Raw genomic sequence first — 24843 nt, 5'->3', positions numbered from 1 at the left:
CAAAGGGTTAAGTCTTTTTGGGGTAGGAAATATCCATGCAGACTTTAAAGAACAAAGCCTTTCGTGTTAGTGTCCATTAGGGCGCTTTAGTTAGGAAGCTCCTTGCTTTAGCAAGGGGTGGTTTCACGGTTGCTCGCTAGAATGAATCTTTCTGCATTTTCATAACTTTCTAAATGCGTGTTAGAATACTCGCTTTTAAAAAATTCTCTGGTGATTTCAACGCTCTTTAAAACCCCTAATTTAATGGCGTTGCTTGGCGTTAAAACGATAAATTTTGACAAATGGTAGTTTTTGTGCAAGGCATAAACGCACTCCAAAAAGCAAAAGGTCTTCCCGGTGCCTGTTTCCATTAAAATATCGCAGTTTAGCGACTTCTCAATCCCCACGCTTCCCTGGGTTATTTTTGGCTCGGATCGTAAATCCTCAATATTTTCTAATAAAAGATCCTTGATCGCTTCTGTTTCAAAAACAGGGTTAGCAATCCTTTGAGCGTCATTTTCTGGCTCTCTCAAATAGATCCCCTTAAACACCCCTAAAATTTGATTCAAACATTTTTCTTGATAATCCAATCGTTTGAATTTGATTTTCATCTCTACCCCCTAATCTTTAAATCGCCGCTCTCTAATTTCAAATCCAACAAATTACTGCCCAATTCCAAACACAGCCTGTCGTTACTGATAGCTGGCATATACACGCTAATTTTTTCCACCCCTTTATCTTTCAAGTTTTCTAAAACCTCACTCATTTCCATATCCCCCACAATGAAAGCCGTATTTTGAGCCAGATACAAGGCGTTTTCAATCAAGCAAATTATAGGCGTAGTGAGATCCAAACCCTCGCAGCCTAAAAGCTTGATTAAAATCGTTTGAGTTTGCATTTTTTCAGGGTTAGAATAAGCGAACAAATCCTTTTGATTGGCTTGACTGAGATTTTTATCGTTCGCATGCGTTTCATCATCAACGATTTCAAACGCTCTAAACCCCACATCTAAATTGGGGCAAGCTTCTTGGATTTTAGCCCCCGCTCTTTTAATCCTTTCTTGGGTGATGTCAAAAATGCTTGGGGATTCAGATTTTAAGGTGTTCAAACAAAAATCATGCGCGCTTTTGTTTTTCTTGGGATCAATTTTTTCATCTAATTGGACGAGAATGAAGCGCCTTTCTTTAAATGCGGCGTTCAAGCCATTAAATAACCCCCCCCCCCTCACTTAATTTTTGATAATCGCTCTTATTACTCTCTAACACGGCATGCGCGGTTGTCCCGCTCCCGGCAAAAAAATCTAAGATGATGTCACCCTCGTTAGTGGATAATTCAATCAGTCGGTTAATGAGTTTTAAGGGTTTGGGGTTAGAAAAAATCTTTTGATTAAAAAGGGCATTAACTTCTTTTGTCCCATTACCACCGCCGATATTTTCTATCACATTTCTTGCGGGCGATGATTTGTCTAAAATAGCGTAAAATTCGCCGTTTTCATTTTGTTGAACTTGCTTTTTATCTAAAAATTCTTTTTTACAAATTACATATTCATTTCTACTATTTTTTTTAATAGAAATAATATTTTTATTACTATTAAAAGTATCCAACGCCCAAGTCCAACGCCCAAGTCCAACACCCTTTTTGGGTGGTCTTATGATTTCATAGCCTTGTTTTAATAAGTCTTGTCTATCGCTATAAACTAGATTTTCATCATTACTACTTTTTGCTAATTTTTTATCATAGTCATCTACACCTAAAAAATCTAGCGTTTTAGGATTATAGTAAATACTATAACCTAAATTTGCTCGTGCGTTTAAAGTCCCTCCAGCTCCGCCTGTTGTAAGCCCAGCTCCCTCATAATAATATTTATCATTTTCACAAAATACCTTGACTTCTTTTTTTGAAGCCATGCGATTAAGACTGAGCGCTTCAACATGCTTTGCATAAACAAGAATATTTTCGTAATTGTTTTGAAAATATTGCGCATCATTTTGAGCGTTACCTTTAAGCCAAGTCAAAGATGATAAAAAATTCCCCTCCCCAAAAATCTCATCGCATAAAAGTTTGAGTTGGGCGGCTTCGTTATCGTCAATAGAAATAAAAATCACGCCGTCTTGTTTGAGCAAATCTCTAGCGAGCAGCAATCTGGGATACATGAAACTAAGCCACCCGCTATGGCTTTTTAACCCAAAAAGATTTTTGATATAATCCAGTTTTTCTTTAGAATAATCCAATTGTTTTAAAACCTCTTCATTGGATTGCGAAAAATCATCGCCATAGATAAAATTCTTTTTCGTGTTGTAAGGAGGGTCAATGTAAATCATTTTGATTTTTTCACTATAGCTTTGTTTTAAGATTTTGAGAGCGTCTAAATTATCGCCCTTGATGAGAACGTGCTTGCTAGTGGATTCGTTTAAGGGCTTTAAAATCTTATGATTTTTCTTAAAAGCTTGATTTAAGGCGATTTTCTTACCCACAAAATCCAACCCATAGCCCTCTTCTTTTATCTCGCTAAAATCCCCTAGCAACGCTTTTAATTTTTTTGTATCCAGCGTGAGTTGGTTGTCATTTTCCATGCTCAAGCAACCGGGAAAATAACGATTGAAAACCTCTACATTTTTTTCATTAACGCTTTTTTCTCCACCAATTTCTTTATTTTGCATCTCTATCCTTTATTTTATAATGATTTAAATTATCCAATTCCACCTTAATTTTCAAATGTTCCCCGTGAAACGCTAGCGGCCTTTAAAAAATCCCGTTTCACTTCAGCGATAATGTTTTCATCTTTGGCTAAGTCAATGTATTCAAAACTATTCCCGCTCTGCTCCCCTCCCTGGAGTAAATCCCCGCTTTTTCTGTATTCTAAATCCAATTCAGCGATTTTAAAGCCGTCCAATTCATCAGCAAATTTTTCCAATCGTTCGTTTTCTTCTTGGATCGTGCATAAAAAACAATAGCCTTTCAATCCGTTACGAGACACGCGCCCCCTTAACTGGTGCAAAGTCGCTAAGCCTAACCTTTCGGGCGCTAAAATCACCATAACGCTCAATCGTGGTAAAGAAATGCCCACCTCAATGAGCGTAGTCGCTAAAAGAATGCTCCCAGACTCTCTAAATTCTTCAATCACTTCTTCTTTATTTTTATCTTGCCCTGAAGTGGTATAAACGTTTTTAAAGCGTTTTTGCCAAAAACTTGCCCCCTCACTGAGCGATAAATACGGGATTTTTTCGCTTTCATTCACCAGCGGATAGACGACAATGACTTGGTGGTTTTTAGCGATTTCTTCGCTGATTTTTTCCATCACTATTTTAAAATCTCTTTTATGCAAGACTAAAGTTTCAATTTCTTTAGGGTAAGGGATTTCTCTAATCATGGTCGTTTTCACAAACGCGCTTTTGGCTAAAGCCAGAGTGCGAGGAATGGGGGTAGCGGAAAATTGCAAAGAATGGGGTTTATTGCCCTTACTGCTTGCCATTTTTTCTAATTGGTAGCGCTGTTTTGTGCCAAATCGGTGCTGCTCATCAGTGATCACTAGTGCGAATTCATTCAAATCGCGCTTATCAAACAACAACGCTTGCGTGCCGATAACCACATGAGTGATTGTTTCAAACAAATGATTGGATCGCTTCTTGCGGCTCCCGCCAAGCAGTAATTCCACTTCAAAATAAGGGGGTAAAAATTTTAAGGCTTCGTTATAAAGCTGTTTAGCGAGAATGGAAGTGGGCGCCATTAAAAGGGTTTTATTAGGGTAGGCTAATACCATGCTCGCTAAAATCACCATCGTTTTCCCGCACCCCACATCGCCTATAATCAAACGCTTGCACGCTATGGAGCTAGTGAGATCGCTTTGGATTTCTTTAATGGCGTTTTGTTGATCGCGCGTGAGTTTGAAGGGTAAAGAAGCGATAAACGCTTTCAAGCGTTCGCTATTATTGGGGCATGCGATTTTAGCACTGAATTGCAATTTTTTGCGCTCTAAATTTTTCATATAAAAAAGCATTTCAATGTATTTTAATGCATTTAAATGTTGTGAAGGAAAATTTTTATTCGTTTCAAAATCCTTGACAAAATGCGGCGTGGGGAAAAAGATTTCTAACAATAAACGCGCGATATTTTCTTTAACGCCTTCCTTTTTTAAATTTTCTAACGAAAGGAGTTTTTGTAAATTTTCTTGTATTTTTTTATGATTTTTAACTTTTTTAAAAATTAAAGAAATTTTGCCAAATTCGGTAAGGATTTTAGGCGTGTTAATGATATAAGCTTGATTAAAAGAGCTTTGCTCTAATTTACCATAAATGAACAAACTCTCACCGGTTTTAAACTGGCTGTGATGGAACGCGCTGTAATTGAAAAAAACAAGCTCTAAATTTTTGTAAAATCGTTTGGAATAGGCGAAAATCTTTAAAACTTTGGCGTAGTTTCTTTTCTCTAAAATACCCACTTCTAAAACGCCGCTCAAGCCCGTTTCAAAACGCTCTAATAAATTTAAATCTTTATAACCTTTGGGCGTATAAACAAGCAAGGCTTCTAAAAGCGATTTCACATCCAATGTTTTTAATAAGTTATCTGTTTCTTGCAATTTGTTCTTACCCTAGCCAATCCTTAATCGTTTTTATGATAAGATAGTCAAATTATACATTGACTTAAGGAAATTTAATCGATGAAATCTAAAATCACTCATTTTATCGCTATCTCTTTTGTTTTAAGCCTGTTTAGCGCATGCAAAGACGAGCCTAAAAAATCGTCCCAATCGCACCAAAACAACACTAAAACCACTCAAAACAATCCAATCAATCAAGCGAATAAGGATATAAAAAAAATTGAACATGAAGAAGAAGATGAAAAAGCCACCAAAGAGGTGAATGATCTGATCAATAACGAAAATAAAATTGATGAAATCAATAATGAAGAAAACGCTGATCCTTCGCAAAAAAGAACGAACAATGTTTTGCAACGAGCCACTAACCACCAAGACAATCTCAACTCCCCACTCAATAGGAAGTATTAAAGTGTGAAACTTTTTTCAAAGGATTTATTTAAAAAAGTAACCCCTTTATTTTTAAGCGTTTATTTTTTAAACCCCACCATTATGCAAGCCAAAAGCCGTTTTTATGTGGCTTCTCAATACCAGGTGGGGAAAATGATCATGAAAAAATACAACGATCTCAAACGCACGATTGAAGGGGCGAGCTTTTCTCTAGGCTGGGAGATTAACCCCACTAACTACTGGTTTTATTCGCGCTATTACTTTTTTATGGATTATGGGAATGTCATCCTCAATAAAAGAACGGGCGCTCAAGCGAACATGTTCACTTACGGCTTTGGAGGGGATTTGATCGTAGAATACAATAAAAACCCCTTGTATGTATTTTCCCTTTTTTATGGCATGCAAGTTGCTGAAAACACATGGACGATTTCCAAACACAGCGCGAATTTCATCATTGACGACTGGCGTAGCATTCAAGGGTTTTCGCTCAAAACTTCAAATTTTAGGATGTTGGGTTTAGTAGGGTTTAAATTCCAAACCGTGCTATTCCACCATGACGCTAGTATTGAAGTGGGAGTCAAATGGCCTTTTGCTTTTGAATACGACTCACCCTTTGTAAGGCTTTTTTCCGTCTTTATTTCGCACACTTTCTACCTTTAAACTAATTCCAACCCCACCGGACAATGATCGCTCCCTAAAATATCTTTATAGATTAAAGCGTCTTTTAAGCGCGTTTTTAAAGGATTAGAGCATAAAAAATAATCAATGCGCCAACCAATGTCTTTATCCCTTGCTTGTTGCATATAACTCCACCAGGTGTAAGCCTTTTCTTTGTTAGGGTAAAAATAACGGAAAGTGTCAATGAAACCAGCGTTCAAAAGCTCGTTGAATTTTTCTCTCTCTTCATCGCTAAAGCCGGCGTTTTTTCGGTTGGTTTTAGGGTTTTCTAAATCAATTTCATTGTGGGCCACATTCAAATCCCCGCACACAATGACGGGTTTTTTCAATTCTAAAGCTTTTAAAAATTTCTTGAATTCCACTTCCCAACTCATGCGATAACTAAGCCTGGATAGGGCTTGTTGGGAATTAGGGGTATAAACATTCACTAAATAAAACGACTCAAATTCGCAAGTTACCACACGCCCTTCTTTATCATGCTCTTCTATATTAATACCATAGCTCACGCTTAAAGGCTCTTTTTTAGTGAAAGTTACCACCCCAGAATAACCCTTTTTAATCGCGCAATTCCAAAAATCAAAATACCCTTTAAATTCAAAAGTGTTTTGTTCTTGCTGCATTTTAGATTCTTGAATGCAAAAAATATCCGCATCAACGCTATTAAAAAAATCCATAAAGCCCTTAGTCATGCAAGCCCTTAACCCGTTCACATTCCATGAAATCAATTTCATTTTAATCCTTGTTTGATTTTGAGTGAATTATATCTTTTTAGTCATTTTTTTAAAAATTAAGCTTTATTTTACCTTTTTTATGTAATAATTGTTTTTTGCTTGGCTTGATAGCTCAGTCGGTAGAGCAGAAGACTGAAAATCTTCGTGTCGGTGGTTCGATTCCGCCTCAAGCCACCATTTCAAACTTCGTTGAATAAATAATTCCCCTTTTTGACACACACCACACGAGAGTTTTCAATGCTCAAAGGCGTGCTTTTAGCTCGTGGTTGCTCTTCTATTTCTAAGGCCATGCACACCCCTTCTTTAAAGCGCACATGGTTTTTAACCCATTCTTTGTATTCGCTGCTCTCTTTGATTATATCGTTTAAATAATGCCCCTCATACACTTCCACAAATTCCATGAATTTTTCATTCAAATTCAATTCGTTATGCGTTATTTCGCTTTTTCGTGTGGAATAATAAGCCAATTCGCTGGTTTCATAAAAAGTCGGCTCTATTTGATCGTCTTGTTTGGGGCGTTCATATACGGCTTTCACTAATTGCGTGGTGATTTCATACTCACTCTCCCATGCTTGTTTTAAAGGCTCTTCTATCAGATAGCATTGCCTAGTCGTGCCGTCTTTTCTTGCTCTAGCCCTTTTGCATTTTTCTGTAGAGCTTCTGGCTTGGAGAATGGCGAAATTATTTTTAGCTTCAAAAGTTTGAGGCTCTTCTAAAGGCTCTGTTTTATGAACAGAGATTTTAGTATAGGGGGTAGTGATTTTACCGCTTTTATTTTCAGCGGTGCTGTAATCGCAAGGGGTAATATCTGTCGCAGTCTGTTTGTCTTCATCAACGCGTTTTAAAATGCTTGGGCGGTAAGCTTGTAAATTTTCATCGTCATAGACCCACTTCCCGCATGCAAATTCTTTAATATTAGGATCTCTAATCGCTTGTTTTTCCACATTATCCTTATTCTCATTGCTTTCATTGTTTTCACTAATATCAGCGTTAGGGGTGTTGTTAGGGAGCGTTTTTTCAGTGGGTGGCGCTACAAAAAGGTTGTTTTCTTGATCTTCTGAAGAATGTTTTAAAGGGGGATTAGCGTCATTTGTTGGCGTTTTAACTTCATTAGCATGGCTTACTTTGTTAGGAGTTACTAAGGGTTGTAAAAGGCTGTTTTTAGAGTTTTTAGAGCCTAGTTTGGATTCTGGATAGGAAAAGTTTTGAGGGGATTGTTGCGATGAGCTGGGTTTATTTTGTGGTTTTTGCATGGGTGCGTTTAAAGAAGGTATTTGGTGCGCGTGCGACTCTTTCAATTCTTTTGAAGAAAAAACGATTTGGGTGTTTCTAGGGATAGTAGGGCGGTTAGGGCTTAAGGTCGTTTCTAAAGAAAGTTTTTCATCAAGGGGTTGATAGACAATTGCAGTGGATATGTGGGTGATAGTGAGCGTGAGTTTTTTGTGTGGGGAGATATTATAAACGCCTAAAACTTGTTTTGGTTCTTTAGAATCAAGGACTTTAGCCTTAAAAGTGCCTTTATGCGGCGAAGTTTTGATCTCTTCTAAAAGCTCGATCACAAGGGCTTGAAGAGGGTTAGAGAAAGTCAGAAAAAAAGACAGACAAAGGGATTTTTTCATGCTTATTCCTTTTTATTTTAGATTTTTGGATTATATCTTAAAAAAAGGTTTAGTAAAAGTCATAAATAAGTTATAGATAGGTAACACTTTAATTAATAATAATTAGTAACAGTAGTAGGGGCGTGAATGAATGGAATGAAAAATTAAAAAGCTTTAGAGGCACGCGTTTTAGGGGGGTTGTAGGATTTGAAAAAGAGTGAATGAAACGCTTTTTCATAAGCCTTTTTTCATTCACTTGAATTGAAAGCGGTTTTTTTATCGTTCAATTCGTTCAGGCGGTTTTTGATTTCTTCTCTAAGGCTTAAGATAAAAGGGTTTTTTTCTTCTTCAAGCATTTTTTTAACGCTAGAATACATTTTAGAAATGCTTGAATGATCCTTTAAATCCAAAAACTGAGCGAGCGAGAGCGTGGGGTTAGGGGTATAAAGCCTGGCGAAATACACGACTAATTTTCTCGCCAAAGCGACATTTTTTTGGCGCGAAGAGACTTTGATTTCGCTGGATTTGAGATTCAAGCTTTGCGCGACAGCGAGCAAGATATTTTCCAAGCTTGAGCCTTCAGCATGATCTTTTTGCAAATCTTCTAAAACGGTTTTAGCGAGGTTCAAATCAATGGGAGCGTTCATCAAGTTCGCATTCACGCTGATTTTAATGATTGCGCCTTCCATTTGGCGGATATTGTCGCTGATGTGTTGGGCGATGTATTCCATCACTTCTTCAGGCAAAATGATTTGATTGAGTTGGCATTTTTGTTTGACAATGGAAAGTTTGGTTTCTAAATCAGGGGGCATGACTTTAGCGGTTATCCCCCATTCAAAGCGCGATTTTAAGCGATCTTCTAAGCCGGCGATGTTTTTAGGCGATCGGTCTGAAATCAATACGATTTGTTTGCTGTTGGCGTGCAATTCGTTGAAAGTGTGGAAAAATTCTTCTTCTAGTTTGGGTTTTCCTTGCAAAAATTGAGCGTCATCTAACAAGAAAAAGTCGCAATGGCGGTATTTTGCTTTAAAAGAATCCATGGTTTTGTTGTCTAAATGCTTTAAAAAGTCTGTCAAAAAATCTTCTGAAGTGACTAACACGACTTTTTTATGCTTTTCTAGGGCATGGTTACCGATAGCGTTTAAAATGTGCGTTTTGCCTAACCCTGTGCCGCCATAAAAAAGCACCGGGTTATAAGGGGGGGTATCGCTTTGGGCGACTTTTTTAGCGATTTCATAAACGGTGTTATTGCATGAGCCTACGACAAAATTTTCAAAAGTGTAAGAGTCTTTGACGCTCGTTTTTACCGCTTTATAATTGATATTAGCTTGGGCGTTAATTTGGATTTTAGGTGCTACTTCAATACGCACATCCACGCTATGGGCTAAATGCATGCCGACTTTATTTTGGCTTAAAATTTCTTTAAGCAACGCGCCGTATTTAGCCGTAATCGTGGTGCATAAGACTTTGTTGGGGACATAAAAAAAGGCAATATCGCTCTTGCTCGCGTTAGGGTTGTATTTGAGTTGGCTAAAGTAATTTTCATACTCTATGAGACTAACTTTTTGTTTGACTAGTGCCAAGATTTCTTTTTCAATATTGTTGTTGGTATCCATGGCGTTATTATAGCGTGAATAAGTGGTGAATGAAAAAGGAATAACATGTGAATGAAATGTGAATGAAGCCTTAAAATTAAGGTGTTTCTTTTAAGGGTTTGTCTATAATGATTGCTTTATAATAAGCTAATGGATGCAAAAAAAAGGATTTTCATGCTGCTTTGCGCTGGAAGGAATGAAACTTTAAAAAAAGCGGTGCCTATTGGTGTGGGCTTGATAGGAAGCGCGATTAATTTAACGAGAATGTGTTTAAAAAACCCTGATACAGAAAGCCTTATTTTTATAGGGAGCGCGGGGAGTTATAGCCCAGAAATGGAGCTTTTAAGCGTGTTTGAAAGCGTTTGCGGCTATCAAATTGAAGAGAGTTTTAGCCATTTAAACAGCTACACGCCTTTGGATAATTTCATTCACATAGAAACTGAAGAGAAGGCTCTTTTTGAAAGGGTGGGCGTGAATAGCAGTAACTACATCCACACGAGCGAAATGTTTGCTAAAAAAATGGTTCAAAAGGGCGTTTTATTAGAAAACATGGAGTTTTTTAGCGTTTTAAGCGTGGCTAAGGCGTTTTCTTTGAAGGCTAAAGGGATTTTTTGCGTGAGTAATTATGTAGGGCTTAACGCGCATAAGGAATTTAAAGAAAACCACGCCAAAGTCAAACAGATTTTAGAAAACATCATTGATAGTTTAATAATTTAATAGTTTAGCTATCATGGAGCATTCTAAATTAAAGGCGATCACATGTTTGAAAAAATACGCAAGATTTTAGCGGATATTGAAGATTCGCAAAATGAAATTGAAATGCTTTTAAAATTGGCGAATTTGAGTTTGGGGGATTTTATTGAAATTAAAAGAGGGAGCATGGACATGCCAAAGGGCGTGAATGAAGCGTTTTTTGCGCAACTAAGCGAAGAAGTGGAGCGATTGAAGGAGCTTATTAACGCTTTAAATAAAATCAAAAAAGGGTTATTGGTGTTTTAAATGTGTGGGATTGTAGGTTATATAGGGGATAGCGAGAAAAAATCCGTTCTTTTAGAGGGCTTAAAGGAATTGGAATACAGAGGTTATGACAGTGCGGGTTTAGCCGTATTGAGCAATGATTATTTGGAAGTGTTTAAAACTCAAGGGAAATTAGAAAACCTTAGATTGGAGCTTAAAAATAAAGAGTTTTTGGATTTTGGCGTGAGTATCGCTCACACCAGATGGGCAACGCATGGCAAACCAAGCAGCACGAACGCCCACCCGCATTTTACAGAAAATTTAGCCTTAGTGCATAATGGCATCATTGAAAATTACGCGAGCTTGAAAAAAGAATTAGAAAATAAAGGGCATGCGTTTTTGAGCCAAACGGACACGGAAGTCATTGCGCATTTATTAGAAGAAACGCTTAAAAGCGAGAGCGATTTATTGAAAGCCTTTGAAAAAAGCATCAGCCTTTTAAAAGGGAGTTACGCGATTTTAATGCTCCATAAAAGGGCTAAAGAGAGCTTGTTTTACGCTAAATCTTCTTCGCCTTTAGTTGTGGGTAAGGGCAAAGAGGGGGTGTTTTTTGCGTCCAGTTTGAGCGTGTTAGCCCCTAAAGTGGATCAATTTGTCATTTTAGAAGAAAACAGCGTGGGGCAGATTTCTTTAGAAAATTTTAAAGATTTAAAAAATATTGAAAACATGAAAGATTACGCTTTTGAAAATAAGGATTATTCTAAAGGGGATTTTAGGAATTATTTAGAAAAAGAGATTTATGAGCAGCACAGCAGTTTGTTAGAGTGCTTAGAGGGGCGCTTGGAAGCCTTGAATGTGTATTGCGAGATCGATCCTGAATTTTTGGAAAATGTGAGCGAGATCACGCTGTGTTCTTGCGGGAGCAGTTACCATGCGAGTTTGGCGAGCGTGTATTTGTTTGAAAGATTGACCAAAATAAGAGCGAGGAGCATTTTAGCGAGCGAATACCGCTACGCCCATTTTAAAAGCAACCCTAACGAGCTTTTTATAGCGATTTCTCAAAGCGGGGAAACCGCTGACACTTTGGAGGCTTTAAAATTAGCCAAAGCCCAAGGGCTTAAAACCATCAGTTTGTGTAACGCTCCTTTTAGCATGATGAGCCGCATTAGTGATCACACGCTTTTAATTAGAGCGGGGGTAGAAAGGAGCGTGGCATCCACTAAGGCGTTTTCTTCGCAGGTGATGCTTTTATGGCTTTTGAGCGTGTATCTAGGCAAACAGCTAGGGACTATCTCTAAAGAAGAAGAAAAGATCCAGGCTAAAAACATGCTCAATAGCGTGAATGCGATGAAAGTAGAGCCTAAATTGCATGAAAAAATCAAGCGCTTATCCAAACGCTACTTGCATGGGCATGGCTTTTTTTATATTGGCCGTGATGTGTTTTACCCGCTCGCTTTAGAAGGAGCGTTGAAACTTAAAGAAATCAGCTACTTGCATGCTGAGGGGTATGCGAGCGCGGAGATGAAGCATGGGCCTATTGCGTTAGTGGATTCCAATCTTTTTACCATTGCTCTATTGTCTAAGCATCTGTTATTTGATAAAACCAAAAGCAATATTGAAGAATTGAGTGCTAGGGATTCTACGATTTGCGTGTTAAGTTCTGAAATTTTAGAGATCGCTGATGATTTTATCCAATTAGAAGAGAGCGAAAGCTACATGGAAGAATTTTTCCGCATGAATTTAGCGATGCAGCTTTTAGCCTTAGAAATCGCTATGCGTTTGAACCACGATGTGGATCACCCAAGAAACTTGGCTAAAAGCGTTACCGTGGAATAAAAAGCGATATTAGGAGTCAAATAATGGAAGTGATTTGTAAGCACTACACCCCTTTAGACATTGCGAGCCAAGCGATCCGCACTTGCTGGCAGAGCTTTGAATACAGTGATAATGGAGGTTGTAAGGATAAGGATTTGATCCACAGGGTGGGGAATATTTTCAGGCATTCTTCCACTTTAGAGCATCTTTATTACAATTTTGAAATCAAGGGTTTGAGTAGGGGGGCGTTGCAAGAATTGAGCCGGCATCGAATAGCGAGCTTGAGCGTGAAATCAAGCCGTTACACTTTAAGGGAATTGAAAGAAGTGGAGAGCTTTTTACCCCTTAATGAAACGAATTTAGAAAGAGCTAAAGAGTTTTTAGTGTTCGTGGATAATGAAAAAGTGAATGCAATGAGCGTTTTAGCTTTGGAAAATCTAAGGGTTTTATTGAGCGAGCATAACATTAAAAACGATTTAGCCAAATACGCCATGCCTGAAAGCTATAAAACGCATTTAGCTTATAGCATTAACGCTAGGAGCTTGCAAAATTTATTGACTTTAAGGAGCAGTAATAAAGCCTTAAAAGAAATGCAAGATTTAGCCAAAGCCTTATTTGACGCCTTACCTGGCGAGCATCAATATTTGTTTGAAGATTGTTTGAAACATTAGTTTTAAACAATGCCGCTTAATAATGCTCATTTTTTGATGTTTTTAAAACGCCTTGTTTTTGCGTTTGATTAGATGAGATTTTAAGGGGGTTTGTTGTAGGATTTCATCACGCCCCATAAGTGGCTTTATGGGGCAAATCCTATGTCAAAAGGAGCATGTTATGCCTAAGACACATAACAAACGCTCTTGGAGATCATTATACTTTGAGTTTGCTTTTTTGGGGCTTAAAGTGATCGTTTCTGTGAAACGCTGATTTTTCTAAGAGCGTTCCCCTGAGTTGAAAAGCTTAGGGGTTTCCTTTAAAAAGCGGGTTTGCCCTTGACTTTTGGGGCGTTTCATTTTTTTATCTTTTCATTCACATTTTTTTTAATCTTGTTTTAGCGTTTGTAGAATGAGGAATTTTAAGGGGGTTTGTTGTAGGATTTCATCACGCCCCATAGTTGCATTATGGGGCAAATCACGGTTAAAAGGGTTTATCATGCGAAGAAAACATGATAAAAACTCTTGGCTAGTATTATACATTAAAATCTCTTTTAAGGGGTTTAAAGTGGTCTTTTCTATAGAAAAGTAATATATTAGCCAAAGTTCCCCTAAGCTTTTAAGCTTAGGGGTTTCCTTGTGGGTGGTTTGTCCTTGACTTTTGGGGCGTTTTATTTTTAATCTTTTCATTCAATTTTTTAATCTTGTTTTAGCGTTTGTAAAATTAAAAGTTTTAAGGGGGTTTGTTGTAGGATTTCATCACGCCCCATAGTTGCGATATGGGGCAAACTACCTTAAAAGGAGCATGTTATGCCTAAGACACATAACAAACGCTCTTGGAGATCATTATACTTTGAGTTTGCTTTTTTGGGGCTTAAAGTGATCGTTTCTGTGAAACGCTGATTTTTCTAAGAGCGTTCCCCTAAGTTGAAAAGCTTGGGGGTTTCCTTTATAAGCGGGTTTGTCCTTGACTTTTGGGGCGTTTTATTTTTTTAAAACCCTGATTTTAGCGCTCATTAAATCGTGGTTTAAAGCTTTTTTGATGTTTTCAAATTGGCGTTTTTTGTTTTTAAGGCTAATGATTTCATTATCCAAAGCGCTTAAAACGTTAGCGATAGCGATTTGTTCGTTTAGAGGGGGTAAAATAAGGCAAGCATTATTAAAACCACTCTTTGATAAATTGTATCGTGTTGAACCTTGTGCTAAATTTTCAAAAGCTTTTCTGCCTATTTCGCTATTAATTAAGTATGATAAAAACAAGCTATCAACTGCCTTGTCAAATATTCTAAAACCAAAACAAAAACTATTCAAAAAGACTTGGTCTATATCATCTAAAAGCACGGCACACATGCCTACTTCTTTTGGAGTTTCTGAAGAAGTATTAAAAAATAAATCATATTTTTTAAAGGAATTTTGTTTTTCATTTGGGTATATTTTTACATTTTCTAGTATAGAAGTATCTATTATGACATTATTTAAAACATTCAAAAATGTAATATATTTAGCATTGCCATTGATAAAATCTTGCTTTGTTTTTCCTGCTAATCCACTTATAGTTATTCCTATATCCCCAAGCTTTACTTTTTGCCAAGCCTTTGGTAAGGGCGTTGTTAACGCGTCCATGCGTTCCATCACCCCATTAACCCCAAATCTTTCAAATGCTCTAAAACTTTTGATTCGCTCTCTTTGACTTCTTTGTCTAGTTCTAACAAGCTGTTAGAGTAGCTTGAAATGATTTCATTAAGAGCGCTAATAAAAGCGTTGGTGCGTTTTAAAATCTTGTTTTCTAGGGCGTTTTTCAAGCTGTTGAGCCATTTGTCTTGGATGTCTTGGATGATGAGATCCTTAATTTCATTGATTTCAAGGTTTTTATACTGGTGGAACGCTTTTAATTCCAGCTCCTCATAAGCTTTATTTTTCATTTTTAGTGCCTTGTTTTTAGCCTCTAGCCATTCTAAAGCGGTTTTTAGGGTTTTTTCATCTTCTAAATCGGTGGCGTTTTTTAGCTCTTTTTTCAAAACGCTTTCATTGATTTTCAATCCATCAAAAAGCCCCTGTTCATTAGAATGCTCTTCTATAAATTCATCTAAAAGGGCCTCTTTTTCATTGAGGGCGTTTTCTAATTCTTCTAATTCTTTTGTTTCTTTTTCAAAAAAGCGTTGTTTGATCAAGTTTTTAGGGATTAGATCGCTTTTGTAGTAGGTTTTTTGAATGACAAAATCCGGCTCCTCCAAATAATTGGCCTTTTTGTTTTTGTCTTTTAGGGGGGTTAATTTCCTTAATTCTTTAGCGCTTCTAAAGCCATTGAATGAGATGAGGAACCAATCGTCTTGCAAGACTTCGTTGTAGTAATCTTTGAAGAGCTGGTACACGCCGTATTTGTCTAAAATTCCCACTTTTTCAAATTCTTTTAAAACCTTTGAACAAACGCTTTCTATGAGGGTTTTTGGGTTAAAACCTGGCTCTAAATCATTAAAAGTTGTAAATAGTTCCAATCGGTCAAAAGCGCTCAAAACAGAAGCGTGGAAGGTTTGGTATTCTAAGCTTTGGGTGATTAATTCTTTGATGTTTTCGCATTCTGTTTTTAAAGCGTAATAACCCTCTTTATCGCTCTTTTTAAAAAGCGTGTTTTTAAGCTCTTTAAACACTTGAAAATAAGGGGCGTAGGCTTCAATTTCGTTTTTGGGCAAATAACTAGGGCTGTTGATTAAAGCGAACAAGTCTTTTTCCAATTCTTGCTTGGCGGCAATGTAGCGCGGGATATTCAAGTTATAGTCGTTAGCGCTAATTTCTTCTAGGCTCACCATTTTGGAATAATGAGGGATTTCTTTGTAAGCGTTAAAAGTGTCTATCATTTTTTGGACATCTTGATCCCTTAAGCGGTTTTTATTGCCGTCTTTTTTAAAATCCTTGCTCGCATCGATCAAAAAAACGCCCTTTCTGGCATGCGCGTTTTCTTTGTCTAAAACAATCACGCATGCAGGAATGGAAGTGCCATAAAAAAGATTAGGGGCTAGGCCTATCACGCCTTTAATATAGCCTTTTGTTAAAAGATTTTTTCTAATTTGTGCTTCAGCATTTCCCCTAAATAGCACCCCATGGGGTAAAATCACTGCCCCTTTACCTGTGTCTTTTAAGGACTTGATGATGTGGAGCAAAAAAGCGAAATCGCCATTTTTTTCAGGGGGCGTGCCGTCTTCAAAGCGATTGAAACTATTTAATGACTTGCTTGCTTTTAGGGTCTATGCTTAGCCCATCAGTCCAATTTTTCAAGCTAAAAGGAGGGTTAGCCACGACATAATCAAAGGTTTTTAGCATGCCATTTTCAGTAGTAAAAAGGGGGTTAGAAAGGGTGCTAAAACCCCCTTTAGCAATATTAGCATCAGCGCTATTGTGTAAAATCATATTCATTCTGCAAAGGGCTGTGGTGGAAATGTCTTTTTCTTGACCATAGATAGTTAAACCCTTTTTGCCGGCCAAACTAGAAGCTTTTAATAATAACGAACCGCTCCCGCAAGTGGGATCATAAATGCTTTTATCTTGTTTGGTGTTTTCATCAATGCCAAGCAAAAGGGATAATAAAAGCGAAACTTCGCTAGGGGTGTAAAACTGCCCTTTGGATTTACCGGACTCGCTGGCGAAATGGCGCATTAAATATTCGTAAGCGTCGCCCAATAAATCATCGTCTAAAGCCCCATGCGCGCCCAAACTTAAATCCGCAAAGATTTTGACCAAATTAGAAAGGGTGTCTGTCATCGCCTTACCCTCGCCAAGCTTAGCGTTATCGTTAAAATCCACGCTGTCAATCACGCCTTCTAATTTGTTTCGCTCTGCGATCTTGGCGATGATTTTATTGAGCTTGTCGCCTATTTCCTTATCGCCCTCTAAAGCGAGGATGTCTTCATAAAAGCACCCTTGTGGCACTTCTATTTCGCTATCCATATTACTTCTGGCTTTATCGCTGATGTATTTTAAAAAAAGCAGGTTCAAAACGTAGTTTTTATACTCGCTCGCATCCATTCCGCCCCTTAAGCTATCCGCTCCAGCCCATAAAGAGCTATACAATTCGCTTTTTTTGATCGCCATTTTGACCGCCCTATTTTGTTTTTAGGATTATAATATAAAGCGATAAAAAGCGTTCTTAAGGGGTTTATGATGAAAACAGAAAGGGAAGTTCAAAATCAAGTCATAGAAACTTTTAAAGCAATGGGCTATGCGTATTTAGGGGATTTAACAAAGAGCGATAATGAAAACATCAATAAAGAAAGCCTAAAAGCATGGCTAATTAAAAATCAAAAAATCAATGATGAAAGGTGGCATAAAATTGAGCAGAAAATCCATAACGCTTTAAAAAACGATTTATACGAAGCGAATCAAACATTTTACGAGCTTTTGATTTATGGCGTGAAAACTAAGATAAGCCAGAATGAAAACTTCCAAACGACTTATCTCATTGATTGGAAAGACGTTTCTAAGAATGAATTTAGCGTGGCTGAAGAAGTGAGCGTTAAAGGGCCAAACATGAAGCGGCCGGATGTGGTGCTTTATATTAATGGGATCGCTTTAGGGGTGCTAGAATTGAAAAAATCCAGCGTGAGCGTGGAAAGCGGTATTAGACAAAATTTAGACAACCAGAAGAAAGAGTTTATTAGAGATTTTTTTAAAACGATCCAATTGGTTATGGCGGGCAATGAAAGTCAAGGGCTAAGATATGGCGTCATAGAAACTAAAGAAAAACACTACCTTTCTTGGAAAGAAGAAGGCGTTTTAAAAAATTTGTTTGAGACGATTGAATGTTTTCTAAAAAAAGAAAGGTTTTTAGAATTTATCCATGATTTTTTGATTTTTGATAAGGGGCAAAAGAAATGCGCCCGGTTCCACCAATATTTTGCAATTAAAAAAACGCAAGAATTTATCCAAAGAAAAGAAGGGGGGATTATCTGGCACACGCAAGGCAGCGGTAAGAGCTTAACTATGGTGTGGCTCACTCAATGGCTAAGAAAGAATCTCAAACAAGCAAGGATTTTAATCGTTACGGACAGGAGGGAATTAGACGCTCAAATTCAAGGCGTGTTTAGTGGGATAGGCGAGGATCTTTATCGCGCAGACAGCAAGAAGGATTTATTGAGCGCGCTGTTTGAAAATAAGGAATTTTTGGTTGGCTCGCTTGTGCATAAGTTTGATGACAACGACTTAGAAGATTTAAAAAAACAACCTGTTTTAAAGGAATGGGTTGTTTTAGTGGATGAATGCCACAGAACCCAAAGCGGTAAATTGCATAAAGCCATGAAAAGCCTGCTCCCTAATGCGATTTTTATCGCCTTTAGCGGCACGCCTTTATTGAAACAAGAGAAAAAGACAAGCCAGGAAGTGTTTGGGAATTATATCCATTGCTATAAATTTAATGAAGCCGTTAGCGATAGGGTGGTGCTGGATTTAAATTATGAAGCCAGAAGCGTGGATCAATATGTCAGTAGCCCTGAAAAGCTAGACGAATATTTTGAATTGAAAACCCAAGGCTTGAATGAGACGGCTAAAACAGAGCTTAAAAAGAAATGGGTTAATTTGCAAAAAGTTTTTTCCACTAAAGACAGATTAGCTCGTATTGTGCAAGATATTGTATTGGATATGGCAAAACTCCCACGATTAAGGAGTGAAAAGGGGAATGCCATGCTGGTGGCTGAAAGCGTGTATAACGCATGCCGGTATTTTGAACTCTTTTTAAAAACAGAATTAAAGGATAAGGTGGCTGTGATCACAAGCTATGAACCCAGTATCGCTGATCTGAAAGATTGCGGGAGCGATGAGAGCGAAGAGAGTTATCAATACCGCATTTATTGCACAATGCTGCAAAACTTTTTTAATGAAAAAGATGAGAAAAAAGCTCTTAATCAAATTAAAGAGTTTGAAGAAAAAGTTAAAGAGCGTTTTATTAATGAGCCTAATAGAATGAAGCTATTGATCGTGGTGGATAAGCTATTGACCGGTTTTGATGCGCCAAGCCTCACTTATTTATACATGGATAAGAAAATGCAAGATCATAAGCTTTTTCAAGCGGTGTGCAGGGTGAATAGATTGGATAGCGAAGATAAGGATTTTGGCTGTATCATAGACTATAAGGATTTGTTTGATAGCTTACAAGAAGCGCACAGCGATTACACTAATAAAGCGTTTGAAAACTATGAAAGAGAAGACATTCAAGGGCTGATCTCTGACAAAGCCCAAAAGATTAAGAAAAAATTAGAAGAAACTAGAGATCAGTTGAAATCGCTTTGCGAAGGCGTGAAAGAGCCAAAAGATGAAGAGGATTATATCGCTTATTTTTGTGGGGATAATTTAGAAAAGAGCGCTCAAAAAAGGCGGTTGTTTTACCAGCTTGTTGGCGCGTTTTTAAGAATGTTTGTGGAATTGAACAACTTAGAAAAGCCCATTTATTCTAAAGAAGAAACGCAAAAAATCAAACAAGAAGTGGAATTTTACAGGCATTTACAAAAGGTGATTGGCTTAAGCAGTGGGGATAGCGTGGATTTAAAAAGCTACAATGAAGACATGCGCCGGATTTTAGACGCTTACATTAAGACCATGGATAGCGAGGTGTTATTCCAAATAGAAGATCAAGGGCTGTGCGAAGTTTTAGCCCAAATGGATATTAATGATTTCAACAAGGAGCTTTCTCAAGCGTTTAAAAATGAAAGCTCTATGGCAGAAAGCATCGCTAATAACACCAAAAAACGCATTGTAGAAAAAGAAGCGAGCGATCCTAAGTATTACGAAAAATTATCTTCGCTTTTAAACGATTTGATCAACCAGTTTAGAGAAAAGAAATTAACCTATTTGGAATACTTGCAACAAATCTGCGACTTAGCCAAAAAAGTTATTAATAAAGAAAATAGAAATTACCCTAAAAAGATCAACACTAACGCTTTAAAAACCCTCTATGATAATTTAGATCAAAATGAAGCCTTAGCCCTAGAAACAGACGCATGCATAAGGGGTAATAAAAAAGATGGTTGGGTGGGGCATAATCAAAAAGAAAAAAACCTTAAAATCGCTTTAAGAAAAATCATAAACGATGAGGGTTGGTTGGAAAACATCTTCAATTTAGCCAAAAACATAGAAGAGTATCGTTAATGAACGCTTATTGTTTGACTTTAAACGATACCAACATTATTATAGAAAAAAAGGATATTAAGCATTTACACATTAGCGTTTGCCCGCCTGATGGCTCTGTGCATGTGTCTTGCCCCCTAGCTTTAAACGATGAGAGCCTTAGGCTTTCTTTGATTAAAAGACTCCCTTGGATAAAAGAACAGCAACAAAATTTTTTAAACCAAAACAGACAAAGCCAAAGAGGAATGCTAGAAAGAGAAAGCCATTATCTTTTTGGGAAACGCTATTTGTTAAAGATTGAACACACTATAAAAAAACACTTCGTCCTCCAAAGCCCTAAATATTTAATCTTGCATGTCCATCAAAAGACAAGCTTAGAAAACCGCTTAAAAGTGTTAGAAAACTATTACAGACAAGTCTTAAGAGAAAAAATACAAACCTACATCAACCAATACGAAAAGATTTTAAACGAAAGCATACGAAGCTTTAGAATCCAAAAAATGAAACGGATATGGGGGAGTTGTAATATTGCTAAACGCACCCTACTTTTTAATTTGGAATTGGCTAAAGCGCCTAGAAAGGGCATTGAATATGTGGTTGTGCATGAATTATTGCATTTAAAAGCACGCCACCATAACGAATATTTTAGGGATTTGCTGAGTTTGTATTTGCCTGATTGGCAAAGGGCTAAGGCCAGCCTCAAAGAAACTTATTTGGAATATTCTTAAATAAAGATTTCATCATTTCAATAAAATTGCTAAGCGGCTGATTTGAGCGGCTCATCATAGTGCAATAACCCCCTTCCTTTTTAAAGCCTTTAGAAAGTGTAGTTCAAATACGCTGTAACCGATCTTCCAGGTGCAGGTTGCAAGCCTGCAGGGCTAGAGCCAATCCCGGTAAAATAATACTTCATGTTGAAGATGTTATTGATTTGCAAGCTTCCTGTAACTCTGTGTCGTCCGTTTTCCCAGAAAATTTGGCTCACTTGGATATTCCACACCCAATACCAAGGCAATAGCCCTTCATGTTGGGTCATACACCAAGCTTCGCATTGATAACCGCTATCAAGAACGCTTTCATAGTTGTTCCCCCCACTATAGTATTGCATCCCATAATAGCCTCCTGCTGCGCTGTTGCTAATCCCGCTATAAGCGCGGCTATAAAAATAGCTAGAAATACCAATGGTGGTTTTACGCCAATTGTAACGAGCGTCAAGAATGAACTGGAAAGGGCTTACAAAAGGGAAATGCTTGTTATAGCTAGTCCCTTTTAGCACATCCCCGTTCAAGTCTGTTAAAGGGCCATGGCTAGTTACACGAGTGTCAATGTAGTTGAAAGCGGCATGGAATTGCAACCCTCTAATAGGCCTGTAATACAATTCCAGCTCCACGCCTTGAGAATAGCCATTAATGGGGCGCACATTACCCTTCATGGGCCCACTCGTATAGACTGAATACTGCCCGGTGGCAAAATCGCGCGCCCAAATCCTAAAGTAGTCCGCATTGAAGCTGAATTTATCTTTATAGGTGTAGCGCGCTCCTGCTTCCACAGTGTCAAAGTGTTGGGTGAAATACTCCGCTCCTCCATAGCTCAAAACATCTAATTGAGGCGGGACGAAAGAGCGTTGGTAGTTGAAGTAGGTAAGCACATTGTGATCGCCTTGCACAGGGATAAAGCCAATGTTGGTTGAGGGCATCCAATTGTTCATGTGCTTGATTTTTCTTAAATCCTTCTCAGGGATTTGCATCCAGTTAGCCGCATTTTCGTTGTTGTATTGCACAAAAGCGTAGCGCAAACCAGGCACAATAAAAAAGCGCCCGTCCCAAGCTTCAATGCGATCGCTCAAATAAACCGCTGTGTAATTGTTACGCCAGTTATTCCAGTTTCTATAAACGCCATGCTTGATGTGGGGTTTCCAACCGCTCATCACATTAGCACCCTCACACAAGAATCCTGCCCCCTCACCGCTCGTTTTGGTGGCGCATTCATTGGTGTTTAAGTATTGGCGCTGTAAAAAAGTGGTGGTCATGAAACGCAAGCCCATGATAAAGGTTTGCTTGATTTTCCCGGTATTGACGATCAGATTCACTTTAGGCTCAAAAGCGTTGTTAATAGAGCGCACAGGGTTTTCTACTTCTGCCCAGCCATTGTAGTTAGTGGCATAATAAGGCACAGCCAAGTTATACCCTGCCGGAAGTCCTGCCGCCCTGCATGCCGCTTCGCTAAAGCAAGTAACCATGTTAGCGCTATTGTAGCTAGAGCTCACTTGAAAGTCCCTAGTCATCAACTGCCCATAGTAGGTGAAGCTAAAAGTCCCACCCACTCTGTCTAAATCCCCGAAGCGGTTTTCATACACAGCCCCAAAGCGTTGCGAGCGCCCGCCTTTTTGGTTTAAGGGGCGTAGATTAGCGAAGCGGTTTATTTTGTAATCTTGCTCGCTGAGTGATCCCGGTTGAGCGATAGCAAAATCGTAGTATTGGTAATAGGCTTTAATCCCATATGTTTTCATTGATGTCATAGACCCCATCCAGCCAATAGTTTGAAATGTTAGAGGGGCTATTGTCCCTAAAGCCTTGTCCTCTAACCCAGTTAGCTTGCGCTTGGATACCCACATGCTTATTGATCATCCCTCCGCTCCTCACATAGGTGTTATAGAGGAGGTTATTGCCCAAAGACTTGATAAAAGAAGGATCACCGGTTTTATCAGGGGGAGCGGCAAACCCGGCGTTTCTAGCCTTAGCCCAATAAGTGATCCTTTCAGCCGCTTGGTTTTCCCATTGAGTAGGGATAGGCTTAGTGATGATATTGACAATACCCCCATAAGTGTTAGGCCCGTATTGCACGCTGCCTCCACCCTTAATCACATCAATGCGATCAATGGCTTGAAAGGTAACAGGGAAAATGTCTAGCTCAATGTGAGCGTAGGGGGCCATATAGACAGGAATACCATTGACTAACATCAGCGTCGCATCGCTATGCCCTGAACCCCCAGCTCCAAAGCCACGGATTTGGATAGTGGGCATAGCCCCTACACCTGTCGCATTCCTAATTTGCAGACCGGGGACATTCTGTAAAGCTTCTTCAATGCTTTGGTTAGCTTGTTGGGTGAGCGCTTTATTAGAGATCACCGTGCGGCTTCCTGTGTATTTTTTCACTTCTTCATCTTGCCAACTCTTAGGCGCGGTAATCCCGCTATAACCCAAATTGACCTGCCCAGAATAATCAGATCTATCCTTTTTGCCGGCAGTAGAAACCTTGCCCAAAGTGTAATCTTTTTCCTTAGCGAACAAAGACTCTTGGCAAATCAAACTAGCAGTTAAAGCCAACAGAACTTTTTTATGCAACGCCAACTCCTTGTATTTTGGATTAAAAAATGGTTTAAATTTTTCAAGTAAAATCGCACTAATAACGAACGCTTTCTTATTATTAAGTAATAAAAATAAAAAAAACTTAACAATTTGCAGAATTATATCATAAAATTCTTAAAATTTTATTAATCCCATGAAAATCTTTTTTTTTTTTGATTTCGCTTGGTTTTAGTAGAAAATACCCATTTTTGACACACGACAAGCTTGCATGCGTTCTCAAAACACACAAGACATTTTTTGACGCTCAAAGTGGTTTAATTTTTCATCTAAACACTGCCCCTTATCCAACTTTTTATCGTTGTGTTTGAAAAGCGATCAGCTGCTCATTGCAAAAGATCGCTCCTTGTCTTTAATTTTACAGCGATTGATGATGAGATCTAAGATCTCTAAAACCTGCTTTTCTTCTTCGTTATTGTGTTTTATACTCACCGTGGGGTTGTATTCGGTTACCTCAACCGCCCCTAATCGGTCTTTAAAACTTTCTAAAAGCAAGTCCAGTAATTGCTTTAATTCATCAAAACTCAGCCCGTTATTTTCACGCACGCCGGTAGAAGTAAAAAGCTTGCCATCCATAATGTCTAAATCCAGACTCAAGTAAATAATATCCACCGCTTTTAACAATTCTTTGGTTTTTTGAAGCACTTCTTGCATGTTTTCTCTTATCGCGCCCACGCTAAATAAAGGGATTTCTAATTCCTTAATCACATCTCTTTCGCTCTGTTCGGTGCTTCTTACCCCAAAATACACCAAACATTTAGGATCAATTTCTAACCCTCCCTTTTCCAACCCCAAAGAGCAGAGCTTTTGCCATGCCTTTTCTTCGCTTTCGTTCATATGATTAAACCCGCTACGGACACGATTTAAAACCATGCCTAAAGGCATGCCGTGGATATGCTTTGTATCGCTGTCATAAGCCGTGTGAATATCCGCATGCGCGTCTAAATACAAAATCCCTATTTTTTTGTCCTTATGAACGCTCCTAAAGGCTTGGAAAATCCCAAACATGTTCGCATGCTCTGAGCTTAAGATCAAAGGGAATTCTTTTTTCTCAAACACTTCTTGCATGCAAGGGATCAGATTTTCTTTACAAAAAAGGTAGTAATCTTCAAAATTATTAGCGTATCTAAACTCTTTATAAAGCACGCACCGCTCTTGAGTGATCGTTTGCATGCCTTTAATCACATCGCCATGCGTTTTACTCAAAACTTCTCTCAAACGCCTAACCCCTTTATCGGTGCCTCTTTTTGACGCTCCTAACTCCGCTTCTAATCCTACTAAAATCATTTTATAACTCCTTCAAATCCCCTCTAATGATCTCTATTCTAAACCAAAATTAACAATCAATTATTAATTAAGAAAATGGATAATAAATAGAGTA

The 24843-nt window shown here is 38.2% G+C and carries 14 protein-coding genes, 1 tRNA gene and 6 pseudogenes; 10 read left to right on the top strand and 11 right to left on the bottom strand.

Translation table 11 applies throughout. The features are described from left to right. Nucleotides 1-70 (top strand): annotated as a pseudogene (locus IC572_RS08000) (RNA-guided endonuclease InsQ/TnpB family protein); the annotation flags it as partial. A gap of 52 nt (nucleotides 71-122) precedes the next feature. Here the strand turns inward: IC572_RS08000 and IC572_RS04280 are convergent. The 3 genes and pseudogenes from IC572_RS04280 to recG form a co-directional block, all read right to left on the bottom strand. Further along, a pseudogene (locus tag IC572_RS04280) lies at nucleotides 123-590 on the bottom strand (DEAD/DEAH box helicase family protein); the annotation flags it as partial. A gap of 2 nt (nucleotides 591-592) precedes the next feature. After that, nucleotides 593-2639 (bottom strand): annotated as a pseudogene (locus IC572_RS04275) (site-specific DNA-methyltransferase). Between the two features lie 44 nt (nucleotides 2640-2683). Then, nucleotides 2684-4555: an ATP-dependent DNA helicase RecG gene (gene recG, locus IC572_RS04270; RefSeq protein WP_187855181.1), complete on the bottom strand. Its 1872-nt coding sequence runs from the start codon at nucleotides 4553-4555 to the stop codon at nucleotides 2684-2686. 81 nt (nucleotides 4556-4636) lie between these two features. Between recG and IC572_RS04265 the strand changes: the two genes are divergently transcribed. Further along, nucleotides 4637-4984 (top strand): hypothetical protein, encoded by a 348-nt coding sequence (locus IC572_RS04265; protein ID WP_000837036.1) that lies wholly within the window; start codon nucleotides 4637-4639, stop codon nucleotides 4982-4984. A gap of 3 nt (nucleotides 4985-4987) precedes the next feature. Further along, entirely contained in the window at nucleotides 4988-5623 is a 636-nt protein-coding gene (locus IC572_RS04260) for an outer membrane protein (protein ID WP_187855180.1), read from the top strand. Here the strand turns inward: IC572_RS04260 and IC572_RS04255 are convergent. Beyond that, nucleotides 5620-6372, bottom strand: a complete 753-nt coding sequence (locus IC572_RS04255) for an exodeoxyribonuclease III (RefSeq protein ID WP_187855179.1) — start codon at nucleotides 6370-6372, stop codon at nucleotides 5620-5622. The two genes, IC572_RS04260 and IC572_RS04255, sit on opposite strands and share 4 nt — an antisense overlap. Before the next feature lie 101 nt (nucleotides 6373-6473). Here IC572_RS04255 and IC572_RS04250 point away from each other — a divergent pair. Further along, nucleotides 6474-6549, top strand: a tRNA-Phe gene (locus IC572_RS04250). A 2-nt stretch (nucleotides 6550-6551) separates the two neighbouring features. Here IC572_RS04250 and IC572_RS04245 read toward each other — a convergent pair. Together IC572_RS04245 and dnaA are read right to left on the bottom strand one after the other, a co-directional pair. After that, nucleotides 6552-7991 carry a competence protein gene (locus tag IC572_RS04245; protein WP_187855178.1) on the bottom strand — a complete coding sequence of 480 codons (1440 nt, stop codon included), beginning with the start codon at nucleotides 7989-7991 and terminating at the stop codon, nucleotides 6552-6554. 227 nt (nucleotides 7992-8218) lie between these two features. Further along, nucleotides 8219-9586, bottom strand: coding sequence for a chromosomal replication initiator protein DnaA (gene dnaA / locus IC572_RS04240; protein WP_187855177.1), 1368 nt, complete (start codon nucleotides 9584-9586; stop codon nucleotides 8219-8221). A 153-nt stretch (nucleotides 9587-9739) separates the two neighbouring features. Here dnaA and IC572_RS04235 point away from each other — a divergent pair, with 153 nt between their 5' ends. From IC572_RS04235 to thyX, 4 genes are read left to right on the top strand one after another with little or no spacing between them, the layout of a single operon-like run. After that, complete coding sequence (locus tag IC572_RS04235) at nucleotides 9740-10282, top strand: nucleoside phosphorylase-I family protein (protein ID WP_187855176.1); 543 nt, start codon at nucleotides 9740-9742, stop codon at nucleotides 10280-10282. Between the two features lie 42 nt (nucleotides 10283-10324). Further along, a complete protein-coding gene (locus IC572_RS04230; RefSeq protein ID WP_120905622.1) occupies nucleotides 10325-10564 on the top strand; it encodes a DUF2443 domain-containing protein in 240 nt (79 codons plus the stop codon). After that, a complete protein-coding gene (gene glmS / locus IC572_RS04225) occupies nucleotides 10565-12358 on the top strand; it encodes a glutamine--fructose-6-phosphate transaminase (isomerizing) (protein ID WP_187855175.1) in 1794 nt (597 codons plus the stop codon). Nucleotides 12359-12381: 23 nt separating this feature from the next. Beyond that, nucleotides 12382-13008, top strand: coding sequence for an FAD-dependent thymidylate synthase (thyX, locus tag IC572_RS04220; RefSeq protein ID WP_000451960.1), 627 nt, complete (start codon nucleotides 12382-12384; stop codon nucleotides 13006-13008). A 366-nt stretch (nucleotides 13009-13374) separates the two neighbouring features. Here thyX and IC572_RS07995 read toward each other — a convergent pair whose 3' ends face one another. The 3 genes and pseudogenes from IC572_RS07995 to IC572_RS04205 all read right to left on the bottom strand — a co-directional run bounded on the left by IC572_RS07995 (nucleotide 13375) and on the right by IC572_RS04205 (nucleotide 17073). Beyond that, nucleotides 13375-13662: a cag pathogenicity island protein gene (locus tag IC572_RS07995; RefSeq protein ID WP_187855184.1), complete on the bottom strand. Its 288-nt coding sequence runs from the start codon at nucleotides 13660-13662 to the stop codon at nucleotides 13375-13377. A gap of 309 nt (nucleotides 13663-13971) precedes the next feature. Next, nucleotides 13972-14583 (bottom strand): annotated as a pseudogene (locus tag IC572_RS04210) (restriction endonuclease subunit S); the annotation flags it as partial. A gap of 35 nt (nucleotides 14584-14618) precedes the next feature. Further along, nucleotides 14619-17073 (bottom strand): annotated as a pseudogene (locus IC572_RS04205) (type I restriction-modification system subunit M). Between the two features lie 69 nt (nucleotides 17074-17142). Here IC572_RS04205 and IC572_RS04200 point away from each other — a divergent pair. Beyond that, nucleotides 17143-20118, top strand: a complete 2976-nt coding sequence (locus tag IC572_RS04200; protein ID WP_187855174.1) for a type I restriction endonuclease subunit R — start codon at nucleotides 17143-17145, stop codon at nucleotides 20116-20118. Continuing rightward, nucleotides 20118-20825 carry a YgjP family zinc-dependent metalloprotease gene (locus tag IC572_RS04195; protein ID WP_187855173.1) on the top strand — a complete coding sequence of 236 codons (708 nt, stop codon included), beginning with the start codon at nucleotides 20118-20120 and terminating at the stop codon, nucleotides 20823-20825. The genes IC572_RS04200 and IC572_RS04195 overlap by 1 nt, the downstream gene beginning before the upstream one ends. Before the next feature lie 89 nt (nucleotides 20826-20914). On the opposite strand, the pseudogene IC572_RS04190 reads toward IC572_RS04195, so the two are convergent. Further along, nucleotides 20915-23441, bottom strand: a pseudogene (locus tag IC572_RS04190) (TonB-dependent receptor family protein). A gap of 339 nt (nucleotides 23442-23780) precedes the next feature. Next, on the bottom strand, nucleotides 23781-24749 hold the full coding sequence (gene rocF, locus IC572_RS04185) for an arginase (protein WP_187855172.1): 969 nt from the start codon (nucleotides 24747-24749) through the stop codon (nucleotides 23781-23783). Between the last annotated feature and the right edge of the window lie 94 nt (nucleotides 24750-24843).

The organism is Helicobacter pylori, assembly GCF_014496485.1.
In the GTDB taxonomy this organism is placed as follows: domain Bacteria; phylum Campylobacterota; class Campylobacteria; order Campylobacterales; family Helicobacteraceae; genus Helicobacter; species Helicobacter pylori_DD.
The sequence above is the reverse complement of the archived record's forward strand: the minus strand, read 5'-3'. Positions and strand labels throughout refer to the sequence as shown.

What these genes read in the sequence shown, in the direction of transcription:
- IC572_RS04265 (WP_000837036.1), top strand. Translation starts at nt 4,637, where the DNA reads ATGAAATCTAAAATCACTCATTTTATCGCTATCTCTTTTGTTTTAAGC.
- IC572_RS04255 (WP_187855179.1), bottom strand. Translation starts at nt 6,372, where the DNA reads ATGAAATTGATTTCATGGAATGTGAACGGGTTAAGGGCTTGCATGACT.
- IC572_RS04245 (WP_187855178.1), bottom strand. Translation starts at nt 7,991, where the DNA reads ATGAAAAAATCCCTTTGTCTGTCTTTTTTTCTGACTTTCTCTAACCCT.
- dnaA (WP_187855177.1), bottom strand. Translation starts at nt 9,586, where the DNA reads ATGGATACCAACAACAATATTGAAAAAGAAATCTTGGCACTAGTCAAA.
- IC572_RS04235 (WP_187855176.1), top strand. Translation starts at nt 9,740, where the DNA reads ATGCTGCTTTGCGCTGGAAGGAATGAAACTTTAAAAAAAGCGGTGCCT.
- IC572_RS04230 (WP_120905622.1), top strand. Translation starts at nt 10,325, where the DNA reads ATGTTTGAAAAAATACGCAAGATTTTAGCGGATATTGAAGATTCGCAA.
- glmS (WP_187855175.1), top strand. Translation starts at nt 10,565, where the DNA reads ATGTGTGGGATTGTAGGTTATATAGGGGATAGCGAGAAAAAATCCGTT.
- thyX (WP_000451960.1), top strand. Translation starts at nt 12,382, where the DNA reads ATGGAAGTGATTTGTAAGCACTACACCCCTTTAGACATTGCGAGCCAA.
- IC572_RS04200 (WP_187855174.1), top strand. Translation starts at nt 17,143, where the DNA reads ATGAAAACAGAAAGGGAAGTTCAAAATCAAGTCATAGAAACTTTTAAA.
- IC572_RS04195 (WP_187855173.1), top strand. Translation starts at nt 20,118, where the DNA reads ATGAACGCTTATTGTTTGACTTTAAACGATACCAACATTATTATAGAA.
- rocF (WP_187855172.1), bottom strand. Translation starts at nt 24,749, where the DNA reads ATGATTTTAGTAGGATTAGAAGCGGAGTTAGGAGCGTCAAAAAGAGGC.